This is a genomic window from Flavobacterium sp. YJ01, from assembly GCF_029320955.1.
In the GTDB taxonomy this organism is placed as follows: domain Bacteria; phylum Bacteroidota; class Bacteroidia; order Flavobacteriales; family Flavobacteriaceae; genus Flavobacterium.
The window spans coordinates 425,620-444,486 of the sequence record NZ_CP119757.1 but is presented as its reverse complement, the minus strand read 5'-3'; the positions used below and the strand labels follow the sequence as shown (position 1 = coordinate 444,486).

The following is an 18,867-nucleotide window of genomic DNA, read 5'->3' as shown; positions in this document are numbered from 1 at the left end:
ATTAACACAGACATAATTTAAAATATTGTCTATGTGAAATCAGATTCGTAAATTGTTGCAAAATAAATGCAATGAATCAAAAAATAGAAGATTTAATTCCGCACAGAGCTCCGTTTTTATTTGTTGACGAAATTATATCTTACACCACAGAAACAATTATCGGATTGAAAACTTTTACTCAAGAAGACGCTTGGCTTCAAGGAAGTTTTCCTGATTTTAATTTCGTGCCTGGAACAATTTTAATAGAAGCAATGGCGCAATGCGGCGGAGCAGGAGTAAAGTTGTTGGGACTTGCCGATGGTGTTTTTGGTTTGGTAAGTCTAGATAATATTGAGTTTTTTGCTGGTGTTGAATTTGGAAAACTGATTAAATTTGTTGTGAAAAATATTCGTGTGAGCGAAAAATTAATCAAACAATCTGGAGAAGCTTTTTCTGATGATAAATTGATTGTAAAAGGAGAATGGTTGTGTGTTAAACTTCAGTAATTTTAAAACATAATAACTTGAGTACGATAGAATTCTTAACGCGTTTAGTTGTGGCTGCAATTGCTGGATTAATAATTGGTTTTGAGAGACAATGGCATCATAAAGAAACGGGATTAAAAACCAATACGCTCGTTGCAATTGGCGCGGCTGCTTTTGTTTTGCTTTCTATAAAAGTAGGAGAAACTGAGCCGAATATTGATGTTACGCGTATTACCGCTCAAGTGGTTATGGGAGTTGGTTTTCTAGGCGCGGGCGTTATTTTTAGAGAAGGAGATAATGTACACGGATTAAATTCTGCTGCCACAATATGGTGCAGCGCAGCGATCGGAAGTATCGCTACTTCGGGCTATTTTGCAGAAGCCATGATTTGCACATTTTTAGTTATTGGAATCAATACAGCTATTGAACCTATAGAAAATTGGCTTAAGAACAGAAAAGGCTAGTTATTTTGTTCGATTAAAGATAGCAACTAGTTTCTCCAAAGCGTCTTTAGAATGTAATTGTTCGCCATTTGCCAAAGTATCTTTTGTAGCTTCCGCAGCTCGTTCTAGCATTCGTTTTTCAAAGTGAGCAATTGCTGATTTTGTATCTTCAAATTGATTTTTAGTTAAAGATTCAGAAAGTTCCAAAGCGTCCCACATGGCAAGATTGGCGCCTTTTCCCGCAAACGGAGGCATTCTATGTGCTGCATCGCCAATCATCGTGAGATTATCTTGTGTTTCCCAAGTTTGATTTAATGGAAAATAATATTGTGGGCGTGGAATAAAATACAATTCCTTGCTCAATAGAAGTTCGTCCCATTTTGGACTCCATTCTTGGTAAACTTCTTTAAACCATTCGAAAACTTCTTGGTTGTTTTTAAAATCTAATTTGCTTTCTGAAATCCAGTTTTCTGGAATTTTACTGCTTAAAAGAAACATCAGCGAACCGTCTCCTTTTGTGCCGTACATAATTGTTTGTTCGTTTCCAAAAGCGAGAACTTTTCCGCCTTTAGAAAAATCAAAAAGATTAGGAACGTTTTCTTTTGCATTATAAATCGTTCCTTCCAACATTGTAATTCCAGAATAAATTGGCTTTTCGGCATTTAAATAGGATCGAACTTTGGAATTTGCTCCGTCTGCAGCAATTACTAAATCGGCATAAAAACTTTTTTGGTTTTTAAAATGCAATCTCCAGCCTTTATTTTCTTTTTCCATAGAAAGAAATTGGCTATTCCAAACAATAGTTTCGGGTAAAAGAGATTGAAGAAGAATATTCCGAAGTTCTGAACGATCAATTTCTGGACGTGGTTTTGAGATATCTTGAAGTGAATCTTTGCTTTCTTTAGATTTTAATTCTAAATTATTTTTCGAAATAGAATGCTCATCAAATTTCAATTCAAAATCTTTATTTACAATTCGGGCTTTACTCGCATTTGTGCGAACATTAGCGTAAAATTCGTTTAATAAATCGGCTTGTTTGATGGCTTTTAAACCTGAATCTTCATGTAAATCTAACGGAGAACCTTGAACTCGAACTTCTTTATTTTGATCTCTTTCGTAAACTTTTACATTTACGTTCTGCATTTGCAAAAGACGGGCAAGAGTTAAGCCGCCCATTCCGCCGCCGATAATGGCTATTTGTTTATTTTCTAAAAGCATAGTTTTATTTTTTTAATCTATGCGACAAAATTATTTTGAAGAAAGCGCCGATAATAGTATAAATCGGTCATTTTTGTTTTTAAACAATTCTTTCGGAAGAGAACCAGAAATTTTCTTTATTTCTTTAATGAAATGGGTTTGATCTGAAAAATTTTCTTCTGGAAACAATTTTCCTTTTGCAATATGTTCTAACGAAGCGCGAAAACGGAGAATAGAACAATATTCTTTTAATGAAAGTCCGAAATAGTGCTGGAAATAACGGTTTATTTGTCGGCTGCTCCAATTTGATTTTTCCGAAAATTTTTTTACTGTGAGTTCTCCGTTTGTTTCGTAAATGAGCTTGAAAAGTTTTTGTTTTCGAGTATCAATTTCTTTCACCAATAAAGATTGAATTTTTAAAGAAGCTTTTTTGCAGAACAATTCAAAATTTTCTAAGTCAGATTTATTGAAATTCCAGAAATCATTTTCTAGTATTTTTCCTGAGTTTAAAAGATCGGCAATACTTTCATGAAAAATATATTCAATAGCGGGAAGTTTAAAACTGATAACAAAAGTTACGCTATTGGCAGGAATTAATCCTTTTTCGTATTGTTTTGTGCCTAATCCTAAAAGTCTTATTTCAAAAGGGTTTTCAGGAGTTTGAATTAATGATAAATCGATTCTTCCGTCTGGCAGACCAATTGTTTCTAAATTTTCATCCGATTTATTTTTCATGCACCAAAAACTATCCACAAAATCAGAAAGATCTTGATTTGGTTCAACGGATTTGTATTCTAACTTTTCGTACATGTTAATAAAAAGAAATTTTGAAACACTTTCCAACGAATTTAAGCCGAAATTTTAAGAGTTGAATCATTTTAAAATAAATTTCGAATGCTTTCTAGTAGCTTTAAAAGCTGTCTTTATTTATGAGAAATTACGAAGTAAAAACTTAACATTGGGTAATGTGTTGTTTTTTAGTGTTTTATATGTGTTTTTTTGTTGAGATGAAAAACTTAACATTGGCGAATAGGTTTTTCAGTCTATCTTTGTTTATTATTTTTTGATGTTAATTTAATGATTTAATAACATTGAAAATTTGTAATTACTAAAATTAATTTAATCAATTTCTTAAAATTAACACAATAATGGCAGAAGAAGTGCTTACTAATGAAATCGATCAGGAGGTAAATGCAAATCCAGTTATCTCTACTGATGAAAATGAGCAAAATACAGCTCAAAACCAAGAAACGGAATCAGTTGCAACTACGGAATCTAAACCAAAAACGAGACGGACTCCTAAAAAAACAATTGAAAAAGAAGCTGTTGTTGTAGAAGAAGTTAAAGAGGAGGAAAAAACTGAAGAAGTTTCTGAGGAAACAGTTTCATCAGAAGAAGTTACTGAGGAAGAAAAAGAAGATAAATCTAAAAACGATAAGAAAAAGAAAAAGATGAAAGAAAAAGAGAAAAAACAGCTTGCTGAGAAAAAAGAAAAATTGAAAAAGAAAAAAGCTGTAGCTAAAAGAAAAGAAAAAGCAAAAGACGCTAAGAAAGAAAAAGCTAAAAAAGCAAAATTAAAAGCTAAAGCTAAAAAGAAAGCAAAAGCGAAAAAAGCGAAAGACAAAGCAAAAGCAAAGAAAATCGCTAAAAAGAAAGCTAAAAGAACTAAAGCAAAAAAGAATAAGAAAAAATAGTTGATTGTTAATGATTAATGATTAATTGTTAATTTTTAACGGTTAATTCTTAATTATAAATTGCAATTGATTGTCAGGCTGAGCGAAGTCGAAGCTCTGTCAAGTTCTTTACCAATAAATTTAAAGCCATATATTAAAAGAAGAAAGTTGATTTTAAAAATCATTTTAATCTTTTAATCTGTGGCTTTTTTTATGCATAAATTTTAAGGCATTCCCCATTAACAATTAACAATTAACAATTAACCATCAACCATTAACCATTAACCATTAACAATCAGCCTCTTTCTTTTTCTCTAAAGCCAATTTGTCAATTTTTTGAAGAAATTCGGGATCAAATTCAGAATAAGCTCTAAGTCGGTATTTTTCGTCTCTAATTTTCATAACTAAACGTATTTTTTGAACCATCAACCAAATTGGTTCGTAACGTTTATGTCCTAAAAGATATTGGATTTTGAGAATTGACATCTTTCTATGAGTCAATGTCATTAATTCAATGCATATCATCCAATAGCGTATTGGCAAGTTCGAGTTTTCCATTACGGTTCCAGATCGTAAGCTGATTCTGCTTCCGCATTTTCTGCATTGAAATTTTAAATCATTTTGCCTAAAAGAATGCTGGTCATGCCCACATTTCCTGCAAATGATGCCATTTTCTAAGCGCTTGTTTTTAAGTTCTTCAATACAAGTGGCTTCATCAGGATATTTTTCAAAATAGGCTCTTAGTTCCATTTAAACATTCATTTTTTACTTTCTAAATATATAAATTTTATATAAGTTTGAAACTCTTGTAAAAAAATAAAGAGAAACATTCACTATAGAATATTTCTCTTTACGGGGCAAAAAATACAGGTATTACAATTTTGTTGCGATTTCTTTCTTGTATTTATTCAAAATCGATTTTGTCATACCTAAATTAGCTCTAGTTGAATCTACTGCTAAATAAATAAAATACTGCTGATTGTCAGATACATCGATGATGTGCATTTGAGAACTTAGCGTAATCATAATGTTGTCTACAACTTGCCCGTGTAGATTTAGAGCCTTAATAGCATTCATTTTTGCTTTAACCACTTCAAGGTTATATGCCGATGCTAATTCAGGATCAAAATCTGCAACAACTGATTGTGAGTAATATGACATTCCGCTAGCGATTTCAGCTACAGATACAGCGATAAAACCTGGGACGTTTTTCTTTAGGTCTTCACCAAATTGAGTTAAAAAATCTGACATAATGTAGGATTTTAATGTGTTGTAATTAAGATTGAATTGTTTTGGATCGGACAAAATTAGTTATAACATATTATATAATTATCCGCTATTTGTACCTATTTTTAGCAAAACTGTTAAAAAATTAATCTTCCATTTTAATCGTTTTTTCTGATTTTATAGAATTGAAATTTATTAAGGTTTAAAAATGAAATATTTAAAACAAAAAAGCTTCTGAAGTCACATTATTTGCGATTTCAAAAGCTTTTTAACAAAGCTAGAAAATATTATTTTTTACTTTATTTCTGTGATAAACTCTTCTTGCGGAGTTCTTACTTTTTTCAAGTTAACCAACCAGTCGTTTGCTTCATCTCTGTAGCCAAGAGGTAAAACTAAAACACTTTTTAATCCTAGTTCGTTTAAACCTAATAATTTATCTACTTCTGTAGGAATAAAACCTTCCATTGGAGTTGTATCTACTTCCTGTTCTGCCGCCGCTGCAATTGCTAAACCAAACGAAATATAAGCTTGTTTTGCAGCGTGATTTGCGTGCCATTCTTGTCCAAGAGGTTCGTACATTCCCCAAAGTCTTGCTTTGTATTCGTCCATTGCGCTAGAAGGAATTCCTCTTTCGTTTGTAGTTCTGTCAAACACCGAAGAGATTTGTTCAATGCTATATCCGTCCCAAGCTGCCCAAATCAAAACGTGAGAAGCATCTGTAACTTGACTTTGGTCAAAACTTACCGCTCTAATTTTTTCTTTTAAATCCTGATTTGTAACAACGAAAACTTTATAAGGTTGTAATCCAGATGAAGAAGGAGCAAGTTTAGCAGCTTCAAGAATGTAGTCTACTTTTTCTTGCGGAACAGCTTGTCCGTTCATTTTTTTTGTAGCGTAACGCCACTTTAGTGCATCTATTAAGGCCATTTTTATTTAATTGATTAAAATTGTATTCAAATGTAAACACTTTAAGTGTATTTTTGTCATCTGATTACCAAAAGTAACTGTAACATCGAGGTAACTAGCAAAAAAATCATGATAAAAGAGCCTAAACACGATCCTAAAAAATGCACGCAACATATTATGGCAGTGCATGATGCTATGTATATTTTAAACGGAAGATGGAAAATCAGCATTATCGCTTCTTTATGTTTTAATACATTAAGATTTACCGATCTGCTTCGTGAAGTAGAAGGGATTTCTGGGAAAATGTTAAGCAGAGAATTAAAAAATCTCGAAGAAAATCAGCTGGTAACGCGAACTGTTCTGAATACACAGCCTATAACTGTAGAATATCAATTGACAGAATATGGACATACTTTAAAAGAAGTCATTGATTCTTTGGCAAAATGGGGATATAATCACCGAAAAAAGATTACAGGCAAAGAATAGACTCAGTTTTTGATTTCTGAAATTCTTTGTAAAAATCCTTGCGATGCTATTTTTTGTTCGGCTTCTTCTATAGCTTTCAAAAGATTGTTTTGATTGTCTGTGATTTCGTTTAATGCCTTTTTCATTACCTGCCAAACGGGCTGCATTTTTACAACCAATTCTTTTCCTTTTGGAGTTAGAATGATCAATCTTTTTCGCTCGTCATGTTTGTCTTTTTTAGAACTAATTAGTTTTTGCTTTTCTAATTCCTTTAATAGACTTATTGTTGATGGATGGCTATAACCAATTTCATTAGCAATTTCGACCACACTCAGCATTTCTTTTACATGCAAAGTGTAAATTACAGGAAACCATTTTGGTTCAAAATCAATATCAAAAGATTTGTAAATCAAGGCGCCGTCTTTGCGTAATTGCTCGCTAAGACGCTGTAATCTTGTTGATATGGCCAGAATGCCAATTTCGTCAATTATATTCATATCTTTTAGTTTAGCTTTAAATGGCAAAACACATTATCAGGTTTCATTAACGGAAAATCTTCTGGAAGTGCTTCTTTTGCAATTGTAACAAAATTATTTTTTTCGTAAAAGCGCAGAGCAGCTTGCAGAATAGTAACCGTTCCTAAATATAAGTTTTTAATTCCGTTTTCTTTGCTGTATGCGATTAATTGCTCTAATAATTGTTGCGCAATCTGAAACTCTTTTCCTCTGTATTCTTTCTTCACAAACATTTTTCTGATGGCTGCGGCTTCATCATTAAATTTTACCAAAGCAATTGTTCCAACTAATTTTCCTTCTATAAAAGCTCCTAAAAAAGTGCCTCCAGGTTTGAAATAAAAGTTTTCAATATCTAATAAATCGGGTTGATCTTCTAAAGTAACAGGAACGTTAAATTCCTTTTGCTGAATGTTTAGAATCAAATCTACAATTTCATTTTCGTATTTGTTTTGTATTGGCTGAATGTTCATTTTTATTTCAAAATTTAATATAGGTACAAAACTACGTAGTTGGCTACATATATACAAGAAAAAAACTGCTGAAGTTAGCAGTTTTAAATGTTTTTTATGATTTTAAACGACTTTCCTGTATAGAAATTATTCTTTAACTAATACAATTACAGCCTTATAACCTGTACCAACATTCCATTCACTGGCAGAAATTACAGTTCCTTTGTCATCAATAACTTTAAATTCGGCTGTATTCGGAGAAGCAAAACCTTCGTTTAAAGCTTCTATATCAATTTTGTTGATTCCTTTTACCAAATTAATCTTAACGCTTTTAAATTCACCATCCAAAGAAACTTCAGGCTCAATAACTTTGTCGTTTAAATATACTTTTACTTTATCACCGTCTACAAAAGCGGCATCACGATACATAACCGTAGAAGTAACCGCATTGGTATTGAAGTTTCCTAAAAATTGATTTCTTCTGTAATAGATTCCTTCAACATTAGATTCTTGTTTGTAAAGATTAGTGTCTTTAAAAAGTTCATCTGGATTAACCTGTAATGGCGCAGGTTTTTCTACAAGTGCAGGAGGATTTTCTTTTGGAGCTTCTTCTTTCGGCGGAATAACTTCTTTTTTATTCGCATTTTTTGCTGGGATACTTTTGAATTTACTGTTCAATTCTTGTGAAAATCCCTGTAATGAAAAAGTAGCAACGGCGATTATCAAAAATATTTTTTTCATGTTCTATAATATTAATCTTGAGGGGTATGATTTTTATAAGATTAGATGCATCATAATCTTTTATATATAAACATTTTATAAAACGAATTATTGCATTGTTATGAATTAATTGTCGAAAAATTAACTTCTCTTTTTATAAAAATTGAATGTTTTATTATGAATGTGGCTTATCTTTATAGATTATTGAAATTATACGAATAAGTTTTTTTTCTAATTATTTATTCGAAAAAAAAATTAACCAAATTATGAAATGGAAAAATGTTCTAACAGATTTATTTAAAGTTGATTATCCGATAATACAAGCGCCAATGTTAGGTGTTACAACTCCAGAAATGACTGCGGCTGCTTCTAATGCTGGCGCTTTAGGATCACTTGCGCTTGGAGATCTTCCAGCAGAAAAATGTATAGAATTAGTTAAGCAAACTAAAAAACTTACGGACAAGCCTTTTGCAGTAAATATTTTTGTGAATAAAATTGATGCAATTACACCAGAACTAGAAAATAAATATAATAAAACGAAAAAGCATTTAAGAGAAATTGCAGAGAGGAACGAAATTATAGCTGATTTTCCGGATATAAACGAAATTCAGCTAACAGATTATCATGATCAGATTGAGGCGATTATTCTCGAAAATTGTAAAATTGTAAGCTTTACTTTTGGTAATTTAGATGAAAAAAGTATTGCATTTTTAAAAGAAAACAATGTAATTCTTATTGGAACTTGCACCTCTGTTGAAGAAGCTTTAGTTTTGGAGAAAAGCGGAATTGATGTTATTTGCGTTCAAGGAATTGAAGCAGGAGGACATCGTGGAAGTTTTTTAGAAGAAACGATTCCGCAAATTGGAGGATTATCATTGCTTTCGCAAGTAGCAGATAATATAAATGTACCGATTATTTATGCTGGAGGAATTTATAATGCTAAAACTTTGCTGGCATCTAAAACTTTGGGAGCAAATGGTTTTCAGATTGGAAGCTTGTTTTTAGGAACGTTAGAAAGTGCTTTGATGGATTTTGAAAAACAGCGTCTTCGAAACTTAAAAGAAAATGAAATCGTTTTAACCAAAAGTTTTTCAGGCAGATACGCGCGCGGAATTAGAAATGCTTTTATAGAAGAAATTGAAAATTCAGAATATATTCTTCCTTATCCATATCAAAATAAATTAACTGCTGATTTGAGAAAAAGCTCTAAATCGCACAAAAATTCTGATTTTGTGAGCATTTGGGCAGGACAATCGATTAACGGTTATTCGGCTGTTTCAACAGGAATTGTTATTCAAAATTTAATTGAAGAAGTTGAAAATTTCAGTTTTCTAATTAAATAATTTTCAATTTAAAGTATTGTAAATCAATATTGTATATTTGTTTTTGTTTTAATGGAATTTGCTATGAGAAAATTTAGTTTGCTGTTTCTTCTTACTACAGCAATTGCTTTTGCACAGGAAAATAAAATAAATAATAATATTAGAAAATGGCTTGAAGACTATAATTCTTCTTTTGCTTCTGCTTTAATTAAAAACGATAAAGATATTCTTTTAAAATCTTATACAGATCAATCTGTATTAATGCCCGAACATAGTAGAGAAAGAGCGGGAAAAAAGATTATTAAGGATTTTTATGAGCAATGGTTATCGCAGGCAAAAGTAACCTCGTTCGAAAAAACAATTCTAGAAATACAAGATTTTGATGATTATGTTTTAGAAATCGGAAATTTCACAGAAAAACTTCAATTAAAAGACCTGAAACCTTATACTTATTCAGGAAAATATATGGTTTTGTGGACGAAAGAGACTAAGGATAAAATTATGACAATCGTGGCTGAAATTTGGGGAGCCAATAGTTATTTTGATGATCGATTTATTCCTGAAGTTGATGATAAACTTGTTCCTCAAACAAAAGCATATGTTTCATCAGATAAATTAATTAAAGAAGTAATACAAAGAAACAGTTCTATTAAGAATCTAGTTCAGAATAGATTAGGAGCAGAGCACGCTAAAATGTTTATGCCCGATGCAATGTATTTAACTTATTATACACCAATTCTCTCTGGTGAAAAAGAGATTACAGCTTATTTTCTAGAACACGAAAAACCTGGAACTTTAAAAATAGATCAAATTTCGATTCAGACTTCGGGAGTTATTGTTGCCAAAAAAGCAATTGTAGAATTTGGCTTTTATAATGTAGATTGGAGTGATGGCGATAAAACTGGTAATGTGAAAGGGAAAAGCATAAATGTTTGGAAAAGGAATAGTAGTGGTGAATTGATGATTTTTCGCCAAATGGTAAATCATGATTAATTGAAAAACCACCCTTTTGAGAGTGGTTTTTGTTTATTATTTTATTTAAGATTTTCATCAACTAAATTTCTGCAATACTCTTTTATTAAATCTCTAACAATTCTAAATTGTGTTTCAATTTGAGAGTCTGTTCCTGTCGCTTTTGCGGGATCGGGAAAATTGTAATGAAATTTTTTAGCTTTCGTAGGGAAGAAAGGACATCTCTCTTTTGCATTATCACAAACAGTAATCACAAAATCAAAATCAATATTTTGGTATTCCTCTATATTATTTGAGGTATGATTGGAAATGTCAATTTTATCTTCTTCCATTATCAAAATTGCTTTCGGGTTTACGCCATGTGTTTCTACGCCTGCGCTGTAAACTTCGGCTTTATTGCCGCCAAAATGGCGCATATAACCTTCTGCGATCTGACTTCTGCAGCTATTTCCTGTACAAAGTATTAATATTTTCTTTTTCATAGTTTAAACAAATAACCAAATCAGATTTATGATGCAAAATTTAGGTTCAAACCCAAAAATAAGCTGTAGCACAATTACAGATGTGGTTATAATAATTGGTTTTTTATATTTTATGATTTTAGCTTTCATCAACTTAACAACATCCTGAATTTGGCGAGCAAGAAGACGCTGTATCTGTCGATTCTCTTAAAATTATTTTCTGTTTTTCTACCGGAATTCCGCAAGAATCTTGTGCTAAACAAGCTGTTGTTTTGTTTTTAAGGACAAAGTTTTTACCATTAAAAGCTAAATCATATTTTCCGATGGTTTCGTTTTGATATTCGACTTCAATTTCTAAGTCTTTAATGCTTAATTTTTCCTCAGAAAGTGTAATAATGTTTAATAGTTTATTTGGTTTCAAACGATGTTCAAAATCATTTGCATTCCAAAGCTGGAAGTTTGCAACTTCTTCATTTCTAATGACTCCACCACAATCGATAAAGTTCTTTTTGATAATTCCAACTTCTGTAACGTGGAAATGTTCTGGAACAAAAGTTCCGTTTTCTAATTCAAATTCAACATTTTCTAATGTTGGTAAAATCTGTTTTACTTCTGATAATTTCATCTTTTTTTTTTATAATTTGTTTATTGCAATATTGCGATATAATAAGTCAAAAAAAATGTTTTAGCAACATTTTGATTTTGAAAGGTTTTGAGTAATATTTAAGAAATAAGCATTTAAGATTTCAATAGTTTTTTCATCAATACAATAACAAATCGAATTTCCAGATATGTTTCCTTTGATGATTCCTGCATTTTTAAGTTCTTTTAAATGCTGAGAAATTGTAGGTTGGGCAAGAGGAAGTTCATTTACAATATCGCCACAAATACATTCATTTACTTTTAATAAATATTCTAGAATCGCAATTCTAGCAGGATGTCCAAGAGCTTTTGCTATTGTTGCAATTTGATTTTGTGCATCTGTAAAATGTTCTGTTTTAGTTGCTCCCATTTTTTTATTATTTAATATTGCAATATTACGATATAAAATTAAACCAACCAAATTGTCCAAGAATTTATATCTGTTTTTTTTAGTTTAAAAATAATTAAGAATATTCTTGTAAATGAGGAGAAAGTTGCTATTTTTGATTACTATTTAAGGTGTTGAACATAAATGCTTTGAAGTTTTAATTTGCTAAGTAAACCAACCAAAAACTGTATGTCTAAACTCAAAAATTTTCTTTTCTTATTTCTGATTTCAGCTACTTTATTTTCGCAACAAATTACCATAAAATATGTTGGAAATAGTGAAGGTGTAATTAATCTAACTTCAGAATCAAGAACAAATATTTATGATCGAGCGGTTCTCAGTACAAAGAATAGAGAATTAATAATCGATAATGATTGTTCAATCTTTTGTAATGATATTTATAGAGGTACTTTTATTTACGCAGCACCAAACGATACTTTAGAATTTGATATTGACGCAAAAGGGCTGATACATTATTATTGCGCTTCAAATCCGATTCGTAAATCTGAATCTGAATTTTTAAACGCTTCTTTTGAAAAATATGGTTTTATTAAAAATCTTCCCAATTATAATCAATTGAAGATTATTATGGCATCGCAAAAGATAAATAATTACTTCGATAAAGATTATATAAAAGAAAAGGAGTTACTAGAAATGTATTATAAAGAGAATAAACTCTCAAAAGAATTCTACGATTATCTTTCTGCTACTTATTGGAGTTTAACTTTATATAATGAATTAGAAGAAAAAACTATAAATCCAAACACATTTAAGGCGATAGAAGAAAGTTTTGATCAAGCTGATAGATTGCTCGACGTAGATAAATACCGCGAACTTCTTCAAAACTATGTCCAAAAACAAATGAAAGTTTTGGGTTTGAAAAAAAGCCTTTCTGCCGAAATGGAATTTATTTCTAAAATCTTCTACAATCAGAATATTGTAGATTATTTATTGTATTCGACTATTTATTATCCGATAAGTACACGAGATCAGAAAGTTCCTTTTGATCCAAAAGCATTAGAAATATTTAGAAAATACTGCAAAAATCAGACTTTTGTAGCTAATGTTGAGAATGAATTAAAACCTGCCCAAACTCCTTTAGTTTTAAAAGAAATAATTAAAAAACACGAAGGAAAATTGGTTTTGATAGATTTTTGGGCTTCTTGGTGTATGCCTTGCAGAGAAGAATTTCCAGACGAAAAAAAATTAATGGATAAATATACCGATGTTGCTTTTGTATTTATTTCTATTGATAAAAGCGCAAACTCTTGGAAAAAAGCAATGGACGTTTACAAAGATATTTTAAACAAAGAAAATAGCGTTTTAATTGCAAAATCTGAAAAAGACGAGTTATTAAAACAAATAAATGTTACTACAATTCCGCGTTATGTTTTAATTGGAAAAGATGGAAAAATTATTCATAAAGATGCGCCAAGACCTTCTACGCCTGAAATTCAAACTTTGATTGAAAAGCATTTATAAACCTTACAGCGACTTATTCTTTTTAATAAGATTGTTGTAAAAAGAGTAAATTAAAATTTTAGAAGCCCCTAATCTGGTAAAGGGTTTTCAATTAAAAAGATCATTATATTTACTTTCAAAATTGTATATTATGAAAGCATTGGTAATTGGAGCTACAGGCGCAACAGGAAAAGAATTGGTCAATTTGCTTTTAGAAAGTAATGATTATGCTGAAGTTTCCATTTTTGTGAGACGTGCCACAGGAAAATCACATCCGAAATTGACCGAAAATGTGGTGAACTTTTCAGAAATAGATTCGTTTAAAAATCTAATTACAGGCGATGTACTTTTTTCTTGTTTAGGAACTACATTAAAAGATGCAGGTTCAAAAGACAATCAATGGAAAATTGATTTTGATATTCCGGCTCAATTTGCCGCTGCTGCAAAAGAAAATCATGTGAATTCTTTAGTTTTGGTTTCTTCGTATGGCGCTTCATCAAAAAGCAATGTTTTTTATTCTATGATGAAAGGAAAGCTAGAAGAAAATATCGAAAGGCTTCATTTTCCTCAATATATTATTTTCAGGCCCGGACCGCTTATTCGTGAAGGATCAGATCGTTGGGCAGAAAAAGTCTCGATAAAACTAATAAAAATGCTGAATGCAATTGGGCTTTTTCAAAATTTAAAACCTATTACAACTGCATTTCTAGCGAGTAAATTATTAAAAGCACCAAAAGAATTTTCAACTGGCAAAGTAATTCTTGAACTTAATAAAATTTTAAAGCTTTAAACTAAAATTCGTTTTTAAAAGATAGTAGACTCAGAACAACTTTGGTTTTTCTAAAAAGGTTTTAAAAATTGTGAATCAGATAAAAAGTTGATTTCATTTTATAGAACAAAAAACTTCCGAATTATACCTGAGAAAAGCATTACAATTCTGAATATCAAATACGTTTATGTCCTAAATAAGGCTTTTTTGTTCATTTTACCTTATCTTTGCGCACATTACCTACTTAAAAATGAGAGATTACCCCATTCCAGAAAATGAGCTGCAGCGTTTAGCGGCTTTAAAACGTTACAATATTCTTGATACACTTCCAGACAATGCTTTTGATGATGCCACAAAACTGGTTTCTTATATCTGTGGCGTTCCAATTGCACATATTTCTTTTATAGACGAGACAAGACAATGGTTTAAATCTGAGATTGGAGTGGGAGTTTCAGAAGTTCCCCGCGAAATCTCATTTTGCAACTACACGATTTTGGATACTAAAATGGTCGAAATTAATGACACTCATTTAAACGACACTTTTAAAGACGATCCTAATGTAACGGGAGGCTTCAATGTTCGTTTCTATGCAGGAGTGCCGCTTACAACTCCAGACGGATACAATATCGGAACTTTGTGCGCAGTAGATCATGTAGTAAAAGAACTTGATGATAATCAGCGAAATGCACTTTCTATTGTGGCAAAACACGTCATGGCGCAATTAGAGTTGGGAACAAAGAATTATGAATTATATACGCAAAGACAAATTGCGGAACGTGCAGTTTTGGCAAAAGATAATTTCTTAGCCAATATGAGTCACGAAATCAGAACGCCATTAAATGCGATTATTGGTTTTACAGATCTTTTGGCTCAAACAGATTTAGATGATGTTCAACAAGATTACATTGACAGCGTACAAGTTGCTGGAGAAAATCTACTTATTATTATCAATGATATTCTGGATCTTTCAAAAATAGAATCTGGAAATTTAACTATAGAATCGGAACCATTTAATCTAAAAAGAACTCTTAAGCATGTCTATAACTTATTGAAAGTTAAAGTTCATAAAGATGTTGAGTTTAATCTTTATTTAGATGCCGATATGCCTGATAATGTTATTGGCGATCAAGGAAGATTGAACCAAATATTGGTTAATTTGGTTGGTAATTCACTTAAATTTACCCAAGAAGGCGAAGTAACGGTTTCTGTAAAGAAAGTAGAGGAAAGTGATGATAAGTACAAACTTAGATTTTCTGTAAAAGATACTGGAATCGGAATACCTAAAAATAAACTTAAAACTATTTTTGAACGTTTTACGCAAGGTGAAGAAAGTACAACCAGAACGTTTGGTGGCACGGGACTTGGACTAAATATTGTAAAACAATTAGTAGAATTGCATAAAGGAGAAATTCACGTAAAAAGCGAACTCAATCGCGGCTCAGAATTTTTCTTTTTCCTAACTTATAAAAAAGCCGTCACTCCAAAAACAACAGTAAAATCGATATCTAAGAATGATCTTGGAAGTTTAAAAATTTTACTTTGTGAAGACAATGTTCTAAATCAGAAATTAGTAAAAAGTGTTATTGAAAATTTTGGTTTTGAATTGGATACGGCTTCAAATGGAGATGAAGGAATAGAACTTTTATCTCAAAATAAATATGATTTAGTTTTAATGGATCTTCAAATGCCAGTAAAAGATGGCTACCAAACTACAGATTATATTAGAAATGAGATGAATTCTTCGGTTCCAATCATCGCCATGACAGCACATTCTTTGGTTGGAGAACAAGAACGCTGTTATAAAGAAGGAATGAATGGTTACGTGCCAAAACCTTTTAAACAATCTGTGCTCTTAAAAGCAATAAAAGCAGCAATGACAGAAGATTTTACAATTGAAAAGAAAAGAAGAATAGATTTTTCTTTTTTGGATGAAATGGCTTGCGGAGACGAACAATTTAAAAAAGAAATGATTCATCTTTTCTTAGAAAAAATTCCGAATCAAGTAGCAGAATTAGAAGAAGCTTTTAAAAATAACAATCACGATAGTGTAAAAAAACTGGCTCATAATATGAAGTCAAGTTTAGATATTTTCATGTTGGAAGATCTTAGCAAATGTGCTTCGATAATTGAAGAAGAAGCTTCGATGAATCAGTTTTCTACAGAAATTCTAGATAAGATAAATTATTTAAGCTGTGGAATTGCTGAGGTCGTTAAAGTTTTAAAAGAACTATGATAAAAGAGAAATAAGCAATAGCTTTACAATTCTGACGTTATAATTAAATTTTTGCCCCAAGTTTAAAGTTTTAAAAAATGAGAATAATTTTAGCCGAAGATAATGACATCCTACGCAAATCATTATCTTTTTTCTTAGAATCTAAAGGATTTAGTGTTGACCAGTTTTCAGATGGCAAAGAAGCACTCGAAGCGATTGAAAACAACACTTACAATCTAATTCTTACCGATATTAATATGCCTGGCATTAGCGGAATGGAAATTACGCAATATGTTAGAGAAACACTCAAATCTGATATTCCAGTTATTATATTGACTTCTTCTGGTGTAGAACAAACAGAATTAGACTCGTTTGATATTGGAGCCAATGAGTTTATTGCGAAACCTGTTAGTCCGGCTGTGCTTTTAGTGAGAATTAATAAATTACTAAATACACGTGTTTAATGAAATCTATATATTATTTTATCTGCCTTTTATTTATTTCCTCCATTGCAATTGGTCAGGAAATCAATGTCGATGAAACTTTAACTGCCGTGAAACGAGAAGTTGAAAAAGGAAACTATGACAAAGCTTTATCTCTTATAGGACCTTTACGCGCCAAATATCCTCAAGATGAAGATATTCAAACCTATACAGGAAGAATTTACAGCTGGAAAAAAGATTATAAATCCGCAATAAAAATTTTGTCGCCTTTGACAGATCGAAGTAATCCGAATCCAGAAGCGCTTCAAGCTATAATCAATGTTTATTTCTGGTCGGAGAATTATGAAAAATGTAATTTCTATTGCGATAAATATTTAGCTATAGATCCGAAATCTGTAGAAATCTTAAAAATTAAAGCAACTTGTCTAGAAAAACTAAATCGCGATCAGGAAGCTTTAGAATTGATAGAAAAAGCCTCTTTTGCAGATAATAGCACACAAGCATTTAAAGGAATAAGAACATTAATTGGGCGTAAGGCAAAAAATGCAGTATCGGTTTCTTATCTGAATATTTCTACTTCAGATCCTGGTCAATCTCCGTTTCATTATGGTTATGCGGAGTATTCGCATAAATTCAGCAAATCTGCTATTGTTGGAAGAGCAAACATCGGAAATGTGAGCAATGAAACACAAATGCTTTTTGAAACCGATTTCTATCAGACCTTTTCTAATAAAAGCTACTTGTATGCAAATGCTGGAGTTTCAACAGGAGAAACGATTTTCCCAGTAGCAAAAGCAGGTTTGGAATATTATTTTAAACCCTATAAAAAATTTGAATATTCACTCGGAGCAAGATTTATGCATTTTGATTCTGATGATATCACTTTGGTAACGGGGCAACTTTCTTATAATCCAGGAATTTACTCTTTTGCTTACAGACCGTATTACGATACTTCAAACGAATTATTTTCTCATGTTTTAAGTATTCAAAGAACAAATGAAGAAAAAGAACGAATTATTAGATTAGAACTTCAATACGGAAATGTTCCTTATTTATATCTGTACAACAATTTTACACAACCTTTAAAAGCATATAGAATCGGAATTCAATACCAACATCGTTTTGGCGATTCGTTTTTTGTGCGACCGATTTTTTTGTATGAAGACGAAGAATATATTCCTGGACAATATCGAAATAGGTTTAATGTACAGTTAATTGTAACGAAACGTTTTTAATATGGAAAACCTTTGGGAACTATATAAAAGCGGCGAGTGGGAGATACCTTTCCTCACATTTTCAATCTATTTGTTTGTATCGGCTTCCTTTATCTTTTATTTGATAATTGTTGCAAGTAGAAATCGAAACATTAAAAGAGAAAAACTAAGAGTCGAATACAATGTTTTAATTGAAAAAGTAATGTCTTCTGTAATTTTTGAAGATGTACTTTATTCGCAAATAAAGAAAGATAAAAATTTCATGGTGCTTTTTGACACTAATTTTTTTAGAGAAGTTTTGACAGAAACGCTTATCAATCTTCATAAAAATTACGAGGGTGTTTATGCACAAAAGCTAGAACAATTTTATAAAGATTCAGGTTTGATAAAGGATTCATTTAAAAAACTGAAAAGCTTTAATTGGGAAGTAAAATGCAAAGGAATCACCGAATTGGCCGAGTTTAATATCAATGAAGCTTTTGATCAGATTATTGCTTGCGCTAAAGCTCGAAACAAAACTTTAAAAATTACTGCTATAAACGCCGGAATTAAATTAGAAGGAACTAAAGGAATTACGCATTTAACAGAGCATGCCGATATTATTGACGAATGGACGCAGGTAAATATAATAAACGCCTTTAAAAAACATGATATCGGCGATACAAAAGGCGTCGAACTTTTGCTAGAATCGCAGAATACTACAGTTGTTTCTTTAGGTTTAAAATTGATAAAAGAATTGAAACTGACACAAAAAGTTCCTTTTGTTGCAGAATTAAGTACAAAAGCTCCAAATACGATTATAAAATACGAAGCACAAAGTGTTTTACAAGCTTTAACAGTATAAGTAGACAAGAATGACTTTTTTTAATACAGACATCACATGGTTTTTAGATATATACATACTTCTCATATTGGGGTATGCTA

Annotated in this window: 22 protein-coding genes and 1 pseudogene; 12 read left to right on the top strand and 11 right to left on the bottom strand. The window is 31.2% G+C overall.

The features are described 5' to 3' along the window. Positions 1–71: 71 nt before the first annotated feature. Positions 72–485 (top strand): 3-hydroxyacyl-ACP dehydratase FabZ family protein, encoded by a 414-nt coding sequence (locus P0R33_RS02060; RefSeq protein ID WP_276173981.1) that lies wholly within the window; start codon positions 72–74, stop codon positions 483–485. A gap of 17 nt (positions 486–502) precedes the next feature. Continuing rightward, positions 503–928 carry an MgtC/SapB family protein gene (locus P0R33_RS02055; protein ID WP_276173980.1) on the top strand — a complete coding sequence of 142 codons (426 nt, stop codon included), beginning with the start codon at positions 503–505 and terminating at the stop codon, positions 926–928. Here the strand turns inward: P0R33_RS02055 and P0R33_RS02050 are convergent, their stop codons facing one another. Then, a complete protein-coding gene (locus P0R33_RS02050; protein WP_276173979.1) occupies positions 929–2,125 on the bottom strand; it encodes an NAD(P)/FAD-dependent oxidoreductase in 1,197 nt (398 codons plus the stop codon). Positions 2,126–2,155: 30 nt separating this feature from the next. Continuing rightward, positions 2,156–2,914 carry an AraC family transcriptional regulator gene (locus tag P0R33_RS02045; RefSeq protein ID WP_276173978.1) on the bottom strand — a complete coding sequence of 253 codons (759 nt, stop codon included), beginning with the start codon at positions 2,912–2,914 and terminating at the stop codon, positions 2,156–2,158. Between the two features lie 338 nt (positions 2,915–3,252). Between P0R33_RS02045 and P0R33_RS02040 the strand changes: the two genes are divergently transcribed. Then, positions 3,253–3,798: a hypothetical protein gene (locus P0R33_RS02040; RefSeq protein WP_276173977.1), complete on the top strand. Its 546-nt coding sequence runs from the start codon at positions 3,253–3,255 to the stop codon at positions 3,796–3,798. 273 nt (positions 3,799–4,071) lie between these two features. Here P0R33_RS02040 and P0R33_RS02035 read toward each other — a convergent pair. From P0R33_RS02035 to P0R33_RS02025, 3 genes and pseudogenes are all read right to left on the bottom strand, one after another. Further along, positions 4,072–4,527: pseudogene (locus P0R33_RS02035) on the bottom strand (transposase); the annotation flags it as partial. A 123-nt stretch (positions 4,528–4,650) separates the two neighbouring features. Next, positions 4,651–5,028, bottom strand: coding sequence for a hypothetical protein (locus P0R33_RS02030; RefSeq protein ID WP_276173976.1), 378 nt, complete (start codon positions 5,026–5,028; stop codon positions 4,651–4,653). A 270-nt stretch (positions 5,029–5,298) separates the two neighbouring features. Further along, positions 5,299–5,931, bottom strand: coding sequence for a nitroreductase family protein (locus P0R33_RS02025; RefSeq protein ID WP_276173975.1), 633 nt, complete (start codon positions 5,929–5,931; stop codon positions 5,299–5,301). Positions 5,932–6,039: 108 nt separating this feature from the next. Between P0R33_RS02025 and P0R33_RS02020 the strand changes: the two genes are divergently transcribed. Further along, positions 6,040–6,396 carry a helix-turn-helix domain-containing protein gene (locus P0R33_RS02020; protein WP_221433457.1) on the top strand — a complete coding sequence of 119 codons (357 nt, stop codon included), beginning with the start codon at positions 6,040–6,042 and terminating at the stop codon, positions 6,394–6,396. 2 nt (positions 6,397–6,398) lie between these two features. Here the strand turns inward: P0R33_RS02020 and P0R33_RS02015 are convergent, their stop codons facing one another. The 3 genes from P0R33_RS02015 to P0R33_RS02005 form a co-directional block, all read right to left on the bottom strand. Further along, positions 6,399–6,872: a MarR family transcriptional regulator gene (locus P0R33_RS02015; protein WP_276173974.1), complete on the bottom strand. Its 474-nt coding sequence runs from the start codon at positions 6,870–6,872 to the stop codon at positions 6,399–6,401. A gap of 5 nt (positions 6,873–6,877) precedes the next feature. Next, positions 6,878–7,360: a GNAT family N-acetyltransferase gene (locus tag P0R33_RS02010; RefSeq protein WP_276173973.1), complete on the bottom strand. Its 483-nt coding sequence runs from the start codon at positions 7,358–7,360 to the stop codon at positions 6,878–6,880. A gap of 126 nt (positions 7,361–7,486) precedes the next feature. Next, positions 7,487–8,080, bottom strand: coding sequence for a hypothetical protein (locus P0R33_RS02005; protein WP_276173972.1), 594 nt, complete (start codon positions 8,078–8,080; stop codon positions 7,487–7,489). 245 nt (positions 8,081–8,325) lie between these two features. Here P0R33_RS02005 and P0R33_RS02000 point away from each other — a divergent pair, with 245 nt between their 5' ends. Both P0R33_RS02000 and P0R33_RS01995 read left to right on the top strand, forming a co-directional pair. Beyond that, positions 8,326–9,402, top strand: a complete 1,077-nt coding sequence (locus P0R33_RS02000) for a nitronate monooxygenase family protein (protein ID WP_276173971.1) — start codon at positions 8,326–8,328, stop codon at positions 9,400–9,402. Between the two features lie 63 nt (positions 9,403–9,465). Beyond that, positions 9,466–10,374: a hypothetical protein gene (locus tag P0R33_RS01995; RefSeq protein WP_276173970.1), complete on the top strand. Its 909-nt coding sequence runs from the start codon at positions 9,466–9,468 to the stop codon at positions 10,372–10,374. A gap of 41 nt (positions 10,375–10,415) precedes the next feature. Here the strand turns inward: P0R33_RS01995 and P0R33_RS01990 are convergent, their stop codons facing one another. From P0R33_RS01990 to P0R33_RS01980, 3 genes are all read right to left on the bottom strand, one after another. Beyond that, positions 10,416–10,835: an arsenate reductase ArsC gene (locus tag P0R33_RS01990; protein WP_276173969.1), complete on the bottom strand. Its 420-nt coding sequence runs from the start codon at positions 10,833–10,835 to the stop codon at positions 10,416–10,418. A 133-nt stretch (positions 10,836–10,968) separates the two neighbouring features. Then, positions 10,969–11,439 carry a DUF6428 family protein gene (locus tag P0R33_RS01985; RefSeq protein WP_276173968.1) on the bottom strand — a complete coding sequence of 157 codons (471 nt, stop codon included), beginning with the start codon at positions 11,437–11,439 and terminating at the stop codon, positions 10,969–10,971. Between the two features lie 60 nt (positions 11,440–11,499). Next, positions 11,500–11,826 carry a metalloregulator ArsR/SmtB family transcription factor gene (locus P0R33_RS01980; RefSeq protein WP_276173967.1) on the bottom strand — a complete coding sequence of 109 codons (327 nt, stop codon included), beginning with the start codon at positions 11,824–11,826 and terminating at the stop codon, positions 11,500–11,502. Between the two features lie 207 nt (positions 11,827–12,033). Here P0R33_RS01980 and P0R33_RS01975 point away from each other — a divergent pair, with 207 nt between their 5' ends. From P0R33_RS01975 to P0R33_RS01950, 6 genes are all read left to right on the top strand, one after another. Then, positions 12,034–13,326: a TlpA disulfide reductase family protein gene (locus P0R33_RS01975; RefSeq protein ID WP_276173966.1), complete on the top strand. Its 1,293-nt coding sequence runs from the start codon at positions 12,034–12,036 to the stop codon at positions 13,324–13,326. A 130-nt stretch (positions 13,327–13,456) separates the two neighbouring features. Further along, positions 13,457–14,095, top strand: a complete 639-nt coding sequence (locus P0R33_RS01970; RefSeq protein WP_276173965.1) for an NAD(P)H-binding protein — start codon at positions 13,457–13,459, stop codon at positions 14,093–14,095. Positions 14,096–14,324: 229 nt separating this feature from the next. Beyond that, complete coding sequence (locus tag P0R33_RS01965) at positions 14,325–16,307, top strand: GAF domain-containing hybrid sensor histidine kinase/response regulator (protein ID WP_276173964.1); 1,983 nt, start codon at positions 14,325–14,327, stop codon at positions 16,305–16,307. 77 nt (positions 16,308–16,384) lie between these two features. Beyond that, positions 16,385–16,750: a response regulator transcription factor gene (locus P0R33_RS01960; protein ID WP_276173963.1), complete on the top strand. Its 366-nt coding sequence runs from the start codon at positions 16,385–16,387 to the stop codon at positions 16,748–16,750. Further along, on the top strand, positions 16,750–17,964 hold the full coding sequence (locus tag P0R33_RS01955; RefSeq protein WP_276173962.1) for a YaiO family outer membrane beta-barrel protein: 1,215 nt from the start codon (positions 16,750–16,752) through the stop codon (positions 17,962–17,964). The genes P0R33_RS01960 and P0R33_RS01955 overlap by 1 nt, the downstream gene beginning before the upstream one ends. A 1-nt stretch (position 17,965) precedes the next feature. Next, positions 17,966–18,787 (top strand): hypothetical protein, encoded by an 822-nt coding sequence (locus P0R33_RS01950; RefSeq protein ID WP_276173961.1) that lies wholly within the window; start codon positions 17,966–17,968, stop codon positions 18,785–18,787. Positions 18,788–18,867: the final 80 nt, after the last annotated feature.